The organism is Rhizorhabdus histidinilytica (assembly GCF_900167915.1).
Classification (GTDB): domain Bacteria; phylum Pseudomonadota; class Alphaproteobacteria; order Sphingomonadales; family Sphingomonadaceae; genus Rhizorhabdus; species Rhizorhabdus histidinilytica.
This window is the reverse complement of sequence record NZ_FUYM01000003.1, coordinates 133,463-146,314: the sequence shown is the minus strand read 5'-3', so window position 1 is coordinate 146,314 and position 12,852 is coordinate 133,463. Positions and strand designations below refer to the sequence as shown.

26 protein-coding genes and 1 tRNA gene are annotated in these 12,852 nt (G+C 63.5%); 25 read left to right on the top strand and 2 right to left on the bottom strand.

All coding sequences use genetic code 11. The features are described 5' to 3' along the window. Nucleotides 1-33 precede the first annotated feature (33 nt). Entirely contained in the window at nt 34-255 is a 222-nt protein-coding gene (locus B5X82_RS26700; protein WP_176152494.1) for a hypothetical protein, read from the top strand. 208 nt (nt 256-463) lie between these two features. Here the strand turns inward: B5X82_RS26700 and B5X82_RS07345 are convergent, their stop codons facing one another. Beyond that, entirely contained in the window at nt 464-706 is a 243-nt protein-coding gene (locus tag B5X82_RS07345) for a transcriptional regulator (RefSeq protein ID WP_051743655.1), read from the bottom strand. 84 nt (nt 707-790) lie between these two features. On the opposite strand from B5X82_RS07345, the gene B5X82_RS07340 reads away from it, so the two are divergent. The 23 genes from B5X82_RS07340 to B5X82_RS07245 all read left to right on the top strand — a co-directional run bounded on the left by B5X82_RS07340 (nt 791) and on the right by B5X82_RS07245 (nt 11,932). After that, complete coding sequence (locus B5X82_RS07340) at nt 791-1,450, top strand: XRE family transcriptional regulator (RefSeq protein WP_051743654.1); 660 nt, start codon at nt 791-793, stop codon at nt 1,448-1,450. After that, nucleotides 1,447-1,899: a DUF2846 domain-containing protein gene (locus B5X82_RS26695; RefSeq protein ID WP_030089761.1), complete on the top strand. Its 453-nt coding sequence runs from the start codon at nt 1,447-1,449 to the stop codon at nt 1,897-1,899. The genes B5X82_RS07340 and B5X82_RS26695 overlap by 4 nt, the downstream gene beginning before the upstream one ends. Nucleotides 1,900-1,901: 2 nt before the next feature. Beyond that, nucleotides 1,902-2,315: an HIRAN domain-containing protein gene (locus B5X82_RS07335; RefSeq protein ID WP_176152493.1), complete on the top strand. Its 414-nt coding sequence runs from the start codon at nt 1,902-1,904 to the stop codon at nt 2,313-2,315. A gap of 149 nt (nt 2,316-2,464) precedes the next feature. Further along, a complete protein-coding gene (locus B5X82_RS07330) occupies nt 2,465-2,752 on the top strand; it encodes a hypothetical protein (RefSeq protein ID WP_079647473.1) in 288 nt (95 codons plus the stop codon). Then, nucleotides 2,749-3,024 (top strand): hypothetical protein, encoded by a 276-nt coding sequence (locus tag B5X82_RS07325; RefSeq protein WP_079647472.1) that lies wholly within the window; start codon nt 2,749-2,751, stop codon nt 3,022-3,024. Before B5X82_RS07330 ends, B5X82_RS07325 begins: the two co-directional genes overlap by 4 nt. Beyond that, nucleotides 3,021-3,152 carry a hypothetical protein gene (locus B5X82_RS27210; RefSeq protein ID WP_268878216.1) on the top strand — a complete coding sequence of 44 codons (132 nt, stop codon included), beginning with the start codon at nt 3,021-3,023 and terminating at the stop codon, nt 3,150-3,152. Before B5X82_RS07325 ends, B5X82_RS27210 begins: the two co-directional genes overlap by 4 nt. A gap of 41 nt (nt 3,153-3,193) precedes the next feature. Continuing rightward, complete coding sequence (locus tag B5X82_RS07320; protein WP_139385044.1) at nt 3,194-3,535, top strand: hypothetical protein; 342 nt, start codon at nt 3,194-3,196, stop codon at nt 3,533-3,535. Between the two features lie 45 nt (nt 3,536-3,580). Beyond that, nucleotides 3,581-4,369, top strand: a complete 789-nt coding sequence (locus tag B5X82_RS07315) for a hypothetical protein (protein WP_139385043.1) — start codon at nt 3,581-3,583, stop codon at nt 4,367-4,369. Further along, nucleotides 4,369-4,590, top strand: a complete 222-nt coding sequence (locus tag B5X82_RS07310; protein ID WP_079647470.1) for a hypothetical protein — start codon at nt 4,369-4,371, stop codon at nt 4,588-4,590. Before B5X82_RS07315 ends, B5X82_RS07310 begins: the two co-directional genes overlap by 1 nt. 13 nt (nt 4,591-4,603) lie before the next feature. Continuing rightward, a complete protein-coding gene (locus B5X82_RS07305; RefSeq protein WP_079647469.1) occupies nt 4,604-4,888 on the top strand; it encodes a hypothetical protein in 285 nt (94 codons plus the stop codon). A 25-nt stretch (nt 4,889-4,913) separates the two neighbouring features. Then, nucleotides 4,914-5,747 (top strand): recombinase RecT, encoded by an 834-nt coding sequence (locus tag B5X82_RS07300; RefSeq protein ID WP_217699567.1) that lies wholly within the window; start codon nt 4,914-4,916, stop codon nt 5,745-5,747. Between the two features lie 3 nt (nt 5,748-5,750). Further along, the gene (locus B5X82_RS07295; RefSeq protein WP_079647468.1) at nt 5,751-5,957 is read left to right on the top strand and encodes a hypothetical protein; all 207 of its coding nucleotides are present in this window, start codon (nt 5,751-5,753) and stop codon (nt 5,955-5,957) included. Then, entirely contained in the window at nt 5,957-6,103 is a 147-nt protein-coding gene (locus B5X82_RS26690) for a hypothetical protein (RefSeq protein WP_176152492.1), read from the top strand. The genes B5X82_RS07295 and B5X82_RS26690 overlap by 1 nt, the downstream gene beginning before the upstream one ends. Then, nucleotides 6,096-7,052 carry a phage Gp37/Gp68 family protein gene (locus B5X82_RS07290; protein WP_079647467.1) on the top strand — a complete coding sequence of 319 codons (957 nt, stop codon included), beginning with the start codon at nt 6,096-6,098 and terminating at the stop codon, nt 7,050-7,052. The genes B5X82_RS26690 and B5X82_RS07290 overlap by 8 nt, the downstream gene beginning before the upstream one ends. Further along, on the top strand, nt 7,049-7,261 hold the full coding sequence (locus B5X82_RS07285) for a hypothetical protein (protein WP_079647466.1): 213 nt from the start codon (nt 7,049-7,051) through the stop codon (nt 7,259-7,261). Before B5X82_RS07290 ends, B5X82_RS07285 begins: the two co-directional genes overlap by 4 nt. 54 nt (nt 7,262-7,315) lie before the next feature. Next, nucleotides 7,316-7,768 (top strand): hypothetical protein, encoded by a 453-nt coding sequence (locus B5X82_RS07280; protein ID WP_079647465.1) that lies wholly within the window; start codon nt 7,316-7,318, stop codon nt 7,766-7,768. A 3-nt stretch (nt 7,769-7,771) separates the two neighbouring features. After that, a complete protein-coding gene (locus B5X82_RS07275) occupies nt 7,772-8,617 on the top strand; it encodes a hypothetical protein (RefSeq protein WP_079647464.1) in 846 nt (281 codons plus the stop codon). Beyond that, nucleotides 8,610-8,954 (top strand): hypothetical protein, encoded by a 345-nt coding sequence (locus B5X82_RS07270; protein WP_079647463.1) that lies wholly within the window; start codon nt 8,610-8,612, stop codon nt 8,952-8,954. Before B5X82_RS07275 ends, B5X82_RS07270 begins: the two co-directional genes overlap by 8 nt. Next, a complete protein-coding gene (locus B5X82_RS07265) occupies nt 8,954-9,454 on the top strand; it encodes a DNA N-6-adenine-methyltransferase (RefSeq protein ID WP_079647462.1) in 501 nt (166 codons plus the stop codon). The genes B5X82_RS07270 and B5X82_RS07265 overlap by 1 nt, the downstream gene beginning before the upstream one ends. Next, nucleotides 9,451-9,723: a hypothetical protein gene (locus B5X82_RS26250; protein WP_139385042.1), complete on the top strand. Its 273-nt coding sequence runs from the start codon at nt 9,451-9,453 to the stop codon at nt 9,721-9,723. The genes B5X82_RS07265 and B5X82_RS26250 overlap by 4 nt, the downstream gene beginning before the upstream one ends. Next, nucleotides 9,710-10,399 carry a hypothetical protein gene (locus B5X82_RS26245; protein ID WP_139385041.1) on the top strand — a complete coding sequence of 230 codons (690 nt, stop codon included), beginning with the start codon at nt 9,710-9,712 and terminating at the stop codon, nt 10,397-10,399. The genes B5X82_RS26250 and B5X82_RS26245 overlap by 14 nt, the downstream gene beginning before the upstream one ends. After that, nucleotides 10,399-10,599, top strand: coding sequence for a hypothetical protein (locus tag B5X82_RS07250; RefSeq protein ID WP_079647459.1), 201 nt, complete (start codon nt 10,399-10,401; stop codon nt 10,597-10,599). The genes B5X82_RS26245 and B5X82_RS07250 overlap by 1 nt, the downstream gene beginning before the upstream one ends. Nucleotides 10,600-10,771: 172 nt before the next feature. Beyond that, a complete protein-coding gene (locus tag B5X82_RS07245; RefSeq protein WP_079647458.1) occupies nt 10,772-11,932 on the top strand; it encodes a tyrosine-type recombinase/integrase in 1,161 nt (386 codons plus the stop codon). A gap of 11 nt (nt 11,933-11,943) precedes the next feature. Here B5X82_RS07245 and B5X82_RS07240 read toward each other — a convergent pair. Continuing rightward, a tRNA-Cys gene (locus tag B5X82_RS07240) sits at nt 11,944-12,017 on the bottom strand. 188 nt (nt 12,018-12,205) lie between these two features. Here B5X82_RS07240 and B5X82_RS07235 point away from each other — a divergent pair. Further along, complete coding sequence (locus B5X82_RS07235; RefSeq protein ID WP_079647457.1) at nt 12,206-12,850, top strand: protein-L-isoaspartate O-methyltransferase family protein; 645 nt, start codon at nt 12,206-12,208, stop codon at nt 12,848-12,850. Nucleotides 12,851-12,852 lie beyond the last annotated feature (2 nt).

Sequence of the window (12,852 nt, the reverse complement as noted above, 5' to 3'; positions counted from 1 at the left end):
TCGTGGTGCGATCGACGACTGGAAGGGACGCAGGTGACGAACGAAGTTCAAGCTTCGCTTGTGCGGGGTTGGCAATTGAATCGGGGGATGGGCTTCGCGATCCTGACGTTTGGGGTAGATGCGCAGGGGCCGAATGGAGAGACGGGCATCGTCCCGTCGCCCAACTTCCTCCTGTCAGAGGAATATTGCCGCCAACTAGCTCAACAGCTCGTAGAGCAGGCCGACCGGCTGAAAGTGGATGGTGGTTCGGCGTAAAGAATTCGCCGCCGCGGAGGATTGAAGCGCTCATATCAGCAGTCCTCCTGCTCGGCAGCGAGGCGGAGATGCTCGGCGGGGATGCCGCCCGGTGTGAATTCGAGCCGCACAGCCTTGCCGGTGATCAGCGCCCGCATTTTTCGGCCGCTCGGACGACGTTGACAAAACCGGTGGAGCCCCGGCTGCTGGCGGAGGACGGGGTGGCGCGTCATGCCGCGGCGCCTTCCGGTGCTTCGGACGGATATATGTCAGGGCGCAACTGGTGTCGGTCGACGCCCAATGCAGCGGCCTCCACCTTCAGGACATACTGCGGTGGGAGTGCGGCGCCCTTTTTGAGCAACTGCCAGATATTCCCTTGGGTACATCCGCAGATCTTGGCGAAGTTGGTCTGCCCGCCAGCCGCCTCAACGGCTTTGGCGAAGGCGGCGTGGGGGGTCATGAGCTTAGCCATGACGACGCTTTGTAATAGCAATCTATTGTGCTCGCAATAGACAACTTCAATAGCGGCCTATTCCGCAGTCGCTATGATCGCGCCATGGCGGAAAGCATTCAGGTTCAGCGGCTGAAAGAGGCCATGGCTGCGGCCGGTTTCGACCAGGCGCGCCTAGCCAAGGAGGCGGGCTGCACCCAGGGCGCCATCAGCCAGATACTTCTGGGGAAAACGCAGCGATCGCGATACCTGGCAGACATTGCGAGTGCGCTCGGCGTTTCCGTGCAATGGCTCCGGGGCGATAGCGATTATGTGGGCGGCCCGACGCCGAGTGCCTCACCGGCGCGCGACGGCCAGTCTATTGCGCTGCGCCATGTCGACCTGAGCTACTCGATGGGTCCGGGGACCAATATCGATGATTATGCCGACGAGAGCTCCTTTGAGTTCGATGCGGCGCTGTTGAATCGTATAACCCGCTCGCCGGCGGACCGGCTCTTTGTAGCCAGCGGGGGAGGGGACAGCATGTTCCCCACGATCATCGACAATGACCTGGTCGTGATCGATACCGCGCAGCGCATCTTGAACATGCAGGACCGCATCTGGGCTATCAGCCTCTACGGAGCAGGGGCAATCAAGCGGCTCCGCACAGTCGGACCGGGCAGGATATTGGTCATTTCGGATAATAAAGACGTCGACAACCAGGAAGTGTCGGCGGAAGACATATATTTGCTAGGGCGGGTCATCTGGCTGGGGAGGCGGATGTGATTAAAGGGGTGGTGGGTGCGATCCTTCTTGCGGCGGCCGTGTCAGCCAACGGGCAGACTACCGTCGACGCAGTAAATCAAGTGGGCCCTGAAGCCGTGGCGACGGCCGATGCTGCGCCAGCCAACGGAAAGATTATCATCTATCGGCCCTCGTCGATCATGGGCATGGGGATTGCCTGCCCCGTGCGGTTCAAGGGCCACGAACTGGTGGAGCTCGGCCGCGGCAAATTTGCGGAGTGGGAAGTCCCCGCCGGCCGCTATATCCTGAACAATAAGACGAGCAGCGTGGAAGTTACCGTCGATGCCGGTGGATCGAGCTATGTTCGCTGCACGATCAAGCCGGGCTTTATGACGGGTCGCGCCGATCTCCAAATTGTCGATCAGGAGAGCTTTGCAGAGCACCAAGCCGACTTCGAGCGCAAGGAGATCGCGGTTCCGTCAGGATCGTAAATTTGCCGCGTCAACTGTCTCTGCTCGTTAAAGGGGCGGACTATCCTAATCGCAAACCGCGGTCTCGCGGCCAAATTCCTCGCAGGTTCGAGATCGCGACTTGCGTCCCGGGCGAGCCGCTTCAACTCGTTCTAGAGCCTGACAACCCGGCCGATCCCAACGCCATCATGATCGTCACTCAGCGCGGCATCCAGATCGGATACGTTGCGGCCGAACGCGCCCCGTTCATTGGTAAGCACATGCGCGAAGGGGCCGCCGTTCTGGCAGTGTTTCAAGAAGCAACGCAGCGAGGAGCGATCATCCGCGTTTCGCTTGATGGCAGCGTCCCCGAGCTCCCGGAGCGGCGCGAATCGCTGAAGCCGCAACCGACGGATTACGACCACTATTTCAGCGACCCAATCTGGCCGGACGACTGAGCGTAATAGCAATCTATTTTTTTTGTTGACGCAGAATAATAGATAGCTATTTTCATCCTCACCGCTGATCGAGACATCCGCAGCTCGTCAGCGTCCCCAGGCGCCGCGCTCAAGCCCCCCCGAGCGCGGCGCCGCATCGAGGATGGCTCATGAACGCGCAGACGAAGATCGTCGCAGCAGATGTCTGGATTCCCCACGACGGCAGCGAATGCCCGCTGCCCTATGAGACGCTGATCCACGTCCGCTTTCGCAACGGCATCGAGGATCGCAAGGCGCACTTCGCCGGCTTCTGGGCCACCGGCCTTCGGGACGCGTGGCGGCATCAGGGCCCGCGCGACTGGCATATCGTTGCGTATCGGCTCGTGCCGGTTGCTCCGGTCGTCAACCTGCCGGCGCGGCTCGATCGCGTCGCTGAGGCGCGGAGGGCTGCGGCGTGAGCAAGCTCGATAACCCGCCGGCCTTTCCGACAGGCGTTGATGACACCGAGGGCATGACCCTGCGCGACTGGTTCGCTGGGCAGGCATTGGCGTCGGGCGTTTCAGCCGAGGACTTCCAGTGTGCGAGCGGCGAGACCCGCTGGCAGGCCGAGGCGCGGTACTGTTACCGGCTCGCCGATGCCATGCTCGCCGAGCGGGGTGAGGCGGATCGAAATTGCGCCAGCTATCTTGCGTTCCTCAAGGAGCGCGAGGCGGAGGGCCGCGACCAATGACCCTCACCCACATCCTCTGCACCGGCGCCATGATCGCCGCTGGCATCGTCGCCCTCGTGGCGATCGTCATCAGCTTCCGCGAGAGCTGGCACGAGTTCCTCGACGCGCTTGAGGGGCAAGATCGGTGACGCGCCCCGACCTCATCTACGCCGCGCCGGGCGCCTCGCCTGTGACAGCGACGGGCTTCGACCCCGACGCCCCGATCCCTGGCTACTACCGGATGCGCCTGCGCAGCGGTGGCGTGTTCGTCGCGATCCGCATCTGGTTCGGTCAGCCCCGCGACCCGCTGACCGGCGACCTGATGGACCGTTCGCTGCGCTGGCAGGCGACGGCCAATGGCAATCCGATCGATCTCGACCGGGTCTGGCCGCAGTGCGCCGCCGACCCGATCGACGAACGCGAGGCCCGGCACCTGGTGTCGCTCCAACGTTGGGGCCGCGAGACCGGCCACGCCGCGCTCGCCGACCCGACGCGCAAGCTCAACCCGCTTTCTACCCCGTTGCAATTCTAGGAGACCGCCGTGACCCGCATTGCTGCCGCCGTCGCCAATGACACCGTGGAGAACCCGCGCGCCGTCATCGGCTCCAACCGCGCCCCGATCGACGAACAGGTCGTCATCGACCTGGCCGAGGCGCTCGTCGCCGAGGGGCTGACCAAGCGAATCGATGAACTGCTCGCCAGCTTCAGTCGGGCGCCGGAGATCACGTCTCCCGAGATCGCCGGTCGCTACGCCGAGATCATCAAGCAGATGGTGGCCGCGGGCAAGGCGGTTGAGGCCGAGCGCGAGAAGCTGAATCGTCCCCTGCTGACTGCGCAGCGCGCGTTGAAGGGCAGGGCGGACGCTATCACCGCGCCGCTTAAAGAGGCGGAACTGACCGCCCGCGCCCGCCTCAAGAAGTTCGACGACCACATCGCGGAGCTGGAACGCCAGCGCGAGGCCGAGGCCCAGCGCATCGCGGAGCAAGAGCGGCAGAGATTGCAGGCGATCGCCGATCAGGAGGCGCAGAAGGAGCGCGATCGCCTGCAAGCCATCGAGAACGAGCGCGCCGCCGCCGAGGCGCGCGAGGCTACGGTCGTTGAGGTCCAGGCCGAGACCGTCGAGGTCGCGGTCGAGGTGACCACCAATGCCGGCCCCATCGCCCAGGGCGACTTTGGTGCCAAGGTCTCGCGCACCACGACGTGGAAGCATGAGATCATCAGCGTCCGCCAGTTGCCCGACAGCATCCTCAAGCACGCCAAGGTCATCGAGGCGATCGACAAGGTGATCGCAGCGCAGGTCCGCAGCGGAACGCGCGAGATGAAGGGTGTCCGCATCTTCGCCGAGACCGGGATTGCGATCCGCTGATGGCCGGCCCGCCCATCCCGCCTTTCTACGTCGTCTGGTGCGAGGACGGCGCCTCGCCGACCCGCAAGCACGACAGAGAATATCAAGCCGAGCAAGAGGCGAAGCGCCTCTCGCGTGAGAACCCCGGCAAGAAATTCTGCGTGCTCGCGCCGGTCACCCGGATCGTCACGCAGCAGACCGTGATCGAGAGGTTTGACGCCTCCGACGACATTCCCTTCTGAGGAGACCCCGACCATGACCGTTTACGTCGCCTGCAAGTTCCGCTCCGCCGACACCCGCAGCTATACCTACAGCTACGACGGCGATGATACCTTCGCCCCCGGCGATATCGTCAAGGTGCCCGACAACCGCGACCCGACCGCGTGGAAGCGCGTCGAGGTCGTCTCGGTGAGCGACCAGGCCCCGCCGTTCGCGTGCAAGCCGATCCTCGGCCGCGTCGAGGATGCGTCGCTTGAGGAACTGCCGGTTTACGAGGCCGAGCCCACCCGCAGCGACGACGACCCCGTCGTCCAGTTCTGACCCCATCCCCCGGAGACCCTGACCGATGAACCAGTTGACCAACCGTCCCGCGCGTGCCGCCGCCATGCAGCGGCAGGAGAACGCGATCCAGCAGAACGTCCAGCGGATCGAGGCCACTAAACGCATGTCGGCCCTCGACGTTATGGCCGCGCGGCTCAACATCACGTCCACCGGTCTCAAGAGCACGCTGATGAACACCGTCTTCCGAATCAAGGAGAATGGGAAATATCGCTCGCCGACCGACGATGAGTTCGCCGCGCTCGTCATTGTCGCCAACGAATATCGGCTGAACCCGCTCACCAAGGAAATCTATGCCTATCCCGCCAAGGGCGGAGGCATCGTTCCGGTCGTCTCGATCGACGGGTGGCTGCGGATCATCAACGAGCACCCGCAGTTCGACGGGATGGAGCACAAGGATATCCCCGACGAGAACGGGAAGCTGCTGGCCATCGAAACGACGATCTGGCGGAAAGACCGGTCGCGGCCGATCCGCATCCCGGAATATCTGAGCGAGTGCAAGCAGAACACCGACCCCTGGCGCAACATGCCGGCGCGGATGCTGCGGCACAAATCGACGATCCAGTGCGGGCGATATGCGTTCGGGTTCGCTGGCATCTACGCCGAAGGCGACGCTGAGATCGGCACGGTATCGCTGGGCGGTGATCTCGGCCCCATGCCGATGCGTGACGTGACGCCGCGCCAAGACGAGCAACCGCGGCAGCTCGTTCGCCCCGACGTTGAGCGCCGGACGGCCTACGATCAGGAAACGGGCGAAATCCTCGACGACGAGAGCGACGAGGAGACGGCCGCCCGCCTCGACCGTGAGGGTTATGCCGCGATGGAGGGCCGCGACCAGTAGCAGATGGGCGAAGCGCAGACCACCGTCGACGCGGCCGAGGCCATGATCGCCGAGATCGTCGCGCTGACGACCGTGCCCGACGTTAACAGTTGGATGTCGAACGCGGACTTCTCGCTACTAGACGATGACGAGGCGGAGCGCGTGCGGACGGCTGCGGCCGAGCATAGCGAGCTCATTAAGCGGGCGGCGAGGGTCGCCGCCAGCAAATAATGCCACGCCGCGCCCCCATTCCCCCCGCCTTCCGCGCCGCGCCGTTCGGCCCGATCGACCTGTACGCGGTCCAGCTCCGCATCTGGGCGGCGAAGCTGATCATCGCGGCCGCCCGCTATCGTCACATGGAGTTTGCCCATGGCTGAGAACACAAAGATCGAGTGGGCGCACCACACCTTCAATCCCTGGATCGGCTGCATGAAGGTCGGCCCCGGCTGCGACCATTGCTATGCCGAGACGCTGGCGACGGCGCGCCTGGGCGTGAAGTGGGGCGCGGGCGCACCTCGACGCCGCACGGCCGCATCGACGTGGAAGCAGCCGCGCCGCTGGAATGCGCGGGCCGCGAAGCTCGGCATCCGTTATCGCGTGTTCTGCTCCAGCCTCGCCGACGTGTTCGACAATGAGGTCGACCCGGCGTGGCGTCAGGATCTCTTCGAGCTGATCCGCACGACGCCGCATCTCGACTGGCTGCTGCTGAGCAAGCGGATCGGCAATGTCGTCGGCATGATCCAGCGCGACGGCGCGATCGCGGGCAATGGTCGCTGGTATGTGCCCGATAACGTCTGGCTCGGCGCGACGATCGTCAACCAGGCCGAAGCCGACCGAGATATCCCGAAGCTGCTGGCGACCAAGGCGCAACTCGGCGTCCGTCGCGTTTTCCTGTCGATGGAGCCGCTGCTGGGGCCGGTAGATCTGACTGATATCGGGCTCGCATCGAGCGTCCATCTCAACGCGCTGACAGGCGGCGGCTTCGACGAGCTGGGCGAGCGCGGACGTGGGCCGGCGCTCGACTGGATCATCGTCGGTGGCGAGAGCGGCCCCGGCGCCCGGCCGATGCATCCCGATTGGGCGCGGAGCCTGCGCGATCAGTGCGCGGCGGCCGGCGTGCCCTTCCTGTTCAAGCAGTGGGGGGAATGGGCTGATGAGCGCGAAGAGCGCGGAGCCCATCTTGGCCGCACCGAGGGGGCAATCCTCTATGCGAACGGTTGGTCCTTCTCGCCGCCCGGCCATCAACACGGCGAAATGCGCCGCTATGGCAAAAAAGCCGCCGGCCGGCTGCTCGACGGCGTCCAGCACGACGGGATGCCGGCATGACCGACCCCGCCACCGACCGCACCGTGCCCGCGACGGCGCAGTACCCCGGCATGACCCAGATCGTCCGCGATGGCCGCAGCTTCCAGGTCAGCGGCGTCGGCCCGGCAATCGAACAGATGCTGGAACTTCACGCGAAGGCCGTGATGCTCGGCGAGGCGCTCCCGGATTACGGGCGGCGCTGGCCGGTGGTCGAGGAAATCTCGGCGTGACAACCCCCACCGAATCCCTCCGCTTCCACCTCAACCGACTGAAGGAGGCCAGCCGTGGCTGATGAAGCAGTATGCATCTACGATCGCCTTTGGGAAGCCAATGTCCGCATCGAGCAGATGTGGCCCTTCCCTGTCGGCCCCGCTCCGAGAGAACTTCGCGACGCCTTTGAGATGGCGGGCGACGAAGGTTTGCCTGAGGCGGTCAAGTCGCTGATCGAGAATTGGGACGACGGCGAGCTGGATGAACTTTTCGACGGCGCCCACGACGCGTTCGAAGAGCTCATGGCCTCCGCTTTTCGGCGCGATCTCAAGGGCTGGATCGGCATTGCCGCAGTCCCGGTCTTCGAACCAACGAAGCGCGGCCACGTCTCATTCTCGTGGGGCTATTACAACACTCAGATGTTGTTCAGCCCCACGGCCGACGGGCTGCTGACTGCTGCCGCTGAATGGGGTGAGGGACTCTACGACAAAGCCCATGAGAGGGCTGGTTGGTGCGAAAGGTGGTGAAGCATGACCACCGACCCCACCCGCGCGGCGGAGATCGTCGTGGAGCAGCGGCATATTGATGCAGCACAACACATCTATGACAAGGTTCCACTCTTCGCGATGGGGCATGTCAAAGCGCGGCCCAGTCACGATCTCGTTCAAGCCTTCGCCCGCTTCGAACGCGACCACATGCAGCGCCCCACCGATACCGCGAGGGCGAGTGAAGGGTTTTTGGCACAATTACGGAGGGTCAACGCCGAGCGCTACGAAGCTTGGGCACAAGAACCTGTCATGCTCTGTGAACATTGCGGATCAGATCAACCTGAAACGCTCAACTGCGCCCCTCCCTTCCAAGTTCAACCGCACAGTTTCACCCGGCCACATCCTTATCTGACACGGAGCAACGACGCCGGTATCATGTTCGATGCCATCGAGCTTGGCGGTGAAGTCGGTGAGCTTCTCAATATCGTCAAAAAATTCGAACGTGAGGAACGGGGATGGCGAGGTTCGCGTGCTGAGCCAGCAGCTTTTGCAGATGAGTGTGCTGACGTTCTTATTTGTCTCGACAAGTTGGCACGTCGCAGAAATATCGACTTAGAGGCGGCAACAATCACCAAGTTCAACGCCACCTCTGTTAAGGTCGGCCTGCCTCAAAAGCTCGCCACCCCCTCGCCTGTAACGGATGAGGCGGCACTGAGCGGGGAGGATCGTCCGGACTTCAGTTTCCACCGGGTTTTGCGAGAAATGCGCAATGGGATGACCGCCCACAAATGGTGGAGAAAGGTCGACGGCACGCCTGCCCAAAACGACTTGCCGGTGATCGCCGCAAACATAGCAATTCGCCTCTTGCAGGAGCAGCGCAATGGCTGACGAGAGAACGATCGAAACCGCAATCGGCGGCGCCTACGAGATGCCGGATGGCCGGTCGTTCTGGATCGATGCCCCCGTTGCGCGTGAGATGGCACGCCGTGTTTTAGCCGCCCTCGCATCCACCCCACAACCGGCGTCAGCGGAGACGGTGGAGCAGGCCGTAGCAGCCGAGCGCGAGCGGTGCGCGAAGATTGCGGACGACATAGCGACGAAGTTTCATGAAGCTCAGCGACGCCTAGGGCGACATCATGCTGATTATTCGCAGGAAGGACGATTCTACACCACATCTAAGTGTATCGCCGCAGCCATCCGCCAGAGCGCGAAGGGCGGCGAGTGATGGGCGCCTACGAAGCTGCTGGCGAAAGCGAGGAATGGTACACGCCGCCATATATCTTCGAGGCGCTGGGCGTGCGGTTCGACCTCGATGTGGCATGCCCTGTCGATCGGACGCACATCGCGGTCCCGGCGAACAGCTTCATCTCCGATCGCAGCCTTGAAAAGCAATGGTCGGGACTGGTCTGGATGAACCCTCCGTTCGGCCACCAAGCGACCAAGCGTAAATGGCTCGGCAAGTTTTTTGACCATGGCAACGGCATCGCGCTTACGCCTGATCGCACATCGGCGCCTTGGTTTAGAGAGGCGTGGCGGCGCGCGGATATCGTGCTGTTCACGCCCAAGATCAAGTTCGTGCGACCCGATGGATCCCTAGGGTTGTCGCCGGGAACTGGAACTTGTCTCTGGGCGGCCGGCCCTGTCGCGATCAAGGCGCTGCACCACGCGGCCGACGGCGGTCTAGGCATCGTCGCAAAGCCTATATCCCCCGGAGCCGACCAATGAGCGAAGATAATGCGCCCGACGTTGCGGCGATTGCGGGGCGGTTAGATGCCGACTTGCGTGCATTGGTGATCCGCATGGGTGACGACCGACTGGTTTACGGGGGCATCGCGACGTTCAATATCGAACCGCATGATGTGGTCAGGATGCGATATTTCGGGCTTTGCCGCTGCGAACATCAGCCCGGCGCATATTCTCCCATAGATCGCCTTACCCCGCGCGGCCTCGCCCTCCGCCAGCACCTCATGGAGAAGAACGATGTCCAGGGATGAGCAGGCGCGGGCGCTTCGAAAGAAGCTCGGATCAGCCATTTCCGATCCGGGAGTGACGCAAGGCTATAAGGGCGAACGAACGCTGACGGAATGGCAGCTAGATGCCGTCATGCCGATCGTTCTCGAAGCCCTCCGAGGCGCTTCCGGCGGTGGGGCGGGTGCGAAGGTCGGAGATCGTGAAGCGCTCGGCGAACTCGGTTGGATCGTGGCTTCTGCCGATGGCGCGAGGTTCCGGTGCTGGGAGAGCTGCGGTCCCGCCTGGACCGCTGATCCGAAGATGGCGACCCGCTATGCGCGCCGGATCGATGCCGAATCGGTCCATGCCGAAGATGAGGACGCGTGGCGGGTGATCCCGTTCGACGATGTCGCCCCCGACCACCCCGCAGAAAACGCAAAGTCCTCGGGCGAGGTGGATGGATGGCAGCCGCGCATCGGCGATGAGGTCCGCGCATCGGAACATTTCCTGAAGGAATATGGCGAGTGGCGCGATCAGCCCTTGTGGGTGGCGGGCTTGCAAGGCTGCGAGCGCGGCGGGATCAACGTCTCCGTCTCGGAAGATTGGCCCCGCAACAACCGGTCTCTGGGGCTGACGGACGGCTTCTACGTCAACCGGCCTGATCGTCCGAACGACCTTGTCCCAGCCGCCCTCGCGCGCAGCGGCAAGGGGGAGCGGTGATGGCCAATCCGCTCCTCACCTGGCCCGCCGCCGATGCGCGCCGGCGCATCCACATTGAGCCGGCCGGTGCTCGCGTCGTCTGGTCCTTCGGTCCGCGGGATATGCAACGCCATGCCGACACCGCAGGCCAGGCGCTCGACGCCGCGCTCGAGCGGATCGGCCATGAGGATGCGGTCATCATCTACGGTGGGAGGGGATAGGTGTCTGCCTTTGCTCGCTTCAAGCAGGAGGACGTCACTCGCGCCGTGAAGGGCTGCGAGAAGGCGGGCATGCGTGTGGGGCGAGTTGAGATTGCACCTGACGGTCGAATCGTGGTCTCGTCGGAATCGGTAGCGCCCTCTGCGCGGCGCGGATCGATGGATCACCTGAAACATGGCTAAACGTCGCTTTCTCCCGAAATATGTAACCGCCTTCTCCGACCGGCACGGCAAGGAATGGCTCCGCTTTCGCAGGAAGGGTTTCGAGAGCCACTATTTCGACGCTCCGCTTGGCACCGAGGCTTTCCGGATCGAATATCAGACGTGCATGGCCGGGAAGGTTGACAGCAAGGAACGGGCTGTCGCGCGGACCGTGCCGGGGTCGATCGCCGAAGCTGTGACCCGCTATATCAGCGTCCCGTCGCGTCTCGGGCCGACGCCAACGACCCAGGCCAAGATCACCGCCATCTTGACCAAGTTTCGCGATCGCTACGGCAATGGGCCAAATGGCCCGTGCATGCTCGTAGATTGCGATTTCGAGGTGATCGACGTGATCGTGGGTGAAAAGCGCCAGAAGGTGAAGGTCGATGGAAAATGGGAGGGGGGCATTGAAGCCGCCCGCAAGCTGCGAAAGGAGCTGATCCGCTTCTTCGACTATTGCATTAAGGCCAAGATGATCACCGTGAATCCGGCCTCACAATCAGAGCGCGTCAAGGTGGCGGCTGGTCAAAAGTCCAAGGGATTCCATACCTGGACCGAAGACGAGATCGAACAATACCGTAAGCGGCACGCTCTGGGGACGAAGGCCCGCCTGGCGATGGAGCTGCTGCTCTGGACGGACCAGCGCGGGATCGATGCGATGCATCTCGGTCGCCAGCACATCAAGGATGGTCGCTTCAACATCTCGCAGTCGAAGAATGGCAAGGATCTACGTATCAAGGTCGCGCCCCAGCTTCTCCGCGCAATCAGCTCGATGCCGGCGGGTTCGCTTGGTGAGATGTGCTATCTCGTCAATGCATGGGGAAAGCCGTTCACCCGGAAGGGGTTCGGCAACAAGATGCGCCAGTGGTGCAATGAGGCGGACCTACGTCATTGCTCGGCCCATGGTCTCCGCAAGGCGATGATGCGCCGCATGGCTGAGCTCGAGATGGGCAACCAGACCATGAAGGCCGTATCCGGCCATACCCGCGACGAAGAGGTGGCTAGGTACACCGCTGCGGCCAATCAAGCGAAGCTTGCAGACTCCGCAATCACCAAGGTTTCACAATGGGAAATGTCTAACCTCGAAACAGGGTTAGACATTGGCCCCCAGGAAGGGGTTGAGAATGTTGCATAATTCGAAAGGGGTGGAGGCCCGAGCCGGAATCGAACCGGCGTGCAAGGATTTGCAGTCCTCTGCGTAACCACTCCGCCATCGGGCCGGTGTGGGCGCGGGAAATGGCGGCAGGGCGAGGGAATGTCAACCGACATCGACACGAAGCCCGCCGACGGCGAAGGACGGGCCATGCACGCCGGAGATCGCGCTTGGCGGCGATGAGGCGACGCGATAAAGCCTTGAAGCACTTTCAACTGTATTGTATGTCTAAGACACCAGAGGCGGGTAGAGCCAGTGACCGAACAGAATTTCGAGCAAATGCGCCATGCCATGGTGGTGAGCCAGCTCCGCACCACCGGCGTCAACGATCCGCGCGTCGTCGCGGCGATGGGTGAGGTCGCGCGCGAGCGTTTCGTCGGGGCCGACAAGGCGGCGATCGCCTATGCCGACCTGCCGCTGCCGATCGCGCCGGGCCGCGCGCTCAATCCGCCGATGGTGACGGGCCGCCTGCTTACCGAGGCGCAGGTCGCGCCCGGGGAGACGGTGCTCGTCGTCGGCGCGGCGACCGGCTACACCGCCGCGCTGCTCGAAAAGCTCGGCGCCAGAGTCGTCGCTGTCGAGGAGGATGTCGATCTGCTCGCGGCCGGCAAGGCGGCCGTTCCCGGTGTGACCTGGGTCAAGGCGCCGCCGGCCTCCGGCAGCAAGAAGGGCGCTCCTTATTCGCTGATCGTGATCGACGGTGCGGTCGAGCAGATTCCGCAAGCGCTGATCGACCAGCTCGCCGATGGCGGCCGGCTGGTCGGCGCGCTGATCGACAATGGTGTCTCCCGGCTGGTGTCGGGGGTGCGTGCGGGTGGCGGCTTCGGGGCCACGGCCTTCGCCGATGCCGATGCCGCCGTGCTGCCGGGGTTCGGGGTGCCCGCCGCCTTCAGCTTCTGACA

Coding starts and splice junctions, on each gene's coding strand:
- B5X82_RS07300 (WP_217699567.1), top strand. CDS start 4,914: ATGAACCAGTTGACCAACCGTCCCGCGCGTGCCGCCGCCATGCAGCGG.
- B5X82_RS07250 (WP_079647459.1), top strand. CDS start 10,399: ATGGCCAATCCGCTCCTCACCTGGCCCGCCGCCGATGCGCGCCGGCGC.
- B5X82_RS26245 (WP_139385041.1), top strand. CDS start 9,710: ATGTCCAGGGATGAGCAGGCGCGGGCGCTTCGAAAGAAGCTCGGATCA.
- B5X82_RS07290 (WP_079647467.1), top strand. CDS start 6,096: ATGGCTGAGAACACAAAGATCGAGTGGGCGCACCACACCTTCAATCCC.
- B5X82_RS07285 (WP_079647466.1), top strand. CDS start 7,049: ATGACCGACCCCGCCACCGACCGCACCGTGCCCGCGACGGCGCAGTAC.
- B5X82_RS07340 (WP_051743654.1), top strand. CDS start 791: ATGGCGGAAAGCATTCAGGTTCAGCGGCTGAAAGAGGCCATGGCTGCG.
- B5X82_RS26690 (WP_176152492.1), top strand. CDS start 5,957: ATGCCACGCCGCGCCCCCATTCCCCCCGCCTTCCGCGCCGCGCCGTTC.
- B5X82_RS07305 (WP_079647469.1), top strand. CDS start 4,604: ATGACCGTTTACGTCGCCTGCAAGTTCCGCTCCGCCGACACCCGCAGC.
- B5X82_RS07345 (WP_051743655.1), bottom strand. CDS start 706: ATGGCTAAGCTCATGACCCCCCACGCCGCCTTCGCCAAAGCCGTTGAG.
- B5X82_RS07245 (WP_079647458.1), top strand. CDS start 10,772: ATGGCTAAACGTCGCTTTCTCCCGAAATATGTAACCGCCTTCTCCGAC.
- B5X82_RS07330 (WP_079647473.1), top strand. CDS start 2,465: ATGAACGCGCAGACGAAGATCGTCGCAGCAGATGTCTGGATTCCCCAC.
- B5X82_RS27210 (WP_268878216.1), top strand. CDS start 3,021: ATGACCCTCACCCACATCCTCTGCACCGGCGCCATGATCGCCGCTGGC.
- B5X82_RS26250 (WP_139385042.1), top strand. CDS start 9,451: ATGAGCGAAGATAATGCGCCCGACGTTGCGGCGATTGCGGGGCGGTTA.
- B5X82_RS07295 (WP_079647468.1), top strand. CDS start 5,751: ATGGGCGAAGCGCAGACCACCGTCGACGCGGCCGAGGCCATGATCGCC.
- B5X82_RS07275 (WP_079647464.1), top strand. CDS start 7,772: ATGACCACCGACCCCACCCGCGCGGCGGAGATCGTCGTGGAGCAGCGG.
- B5X82_RS07310 (WP_079647470.1), top strand. CDS start 4,369: ATGGCCGGCCCGCCCATCCCGCCTTTCTACGTCGTCTGGTGCGAGGAC.
- B5X82_RS07265 (WP_079647462.1), top strand. CDS start 8,954: ATGGGCGCCTACGAAGCTGCTGGCGAAAGCGAGGAATGGTACACGCCG.
- B5X82_RS07270 (WP_079647463.1), top strand. CDS start 8,610: ATGGCTGACGAGAGAACGATCGAAACCGCAATCGGCGGCGCCTACGAG.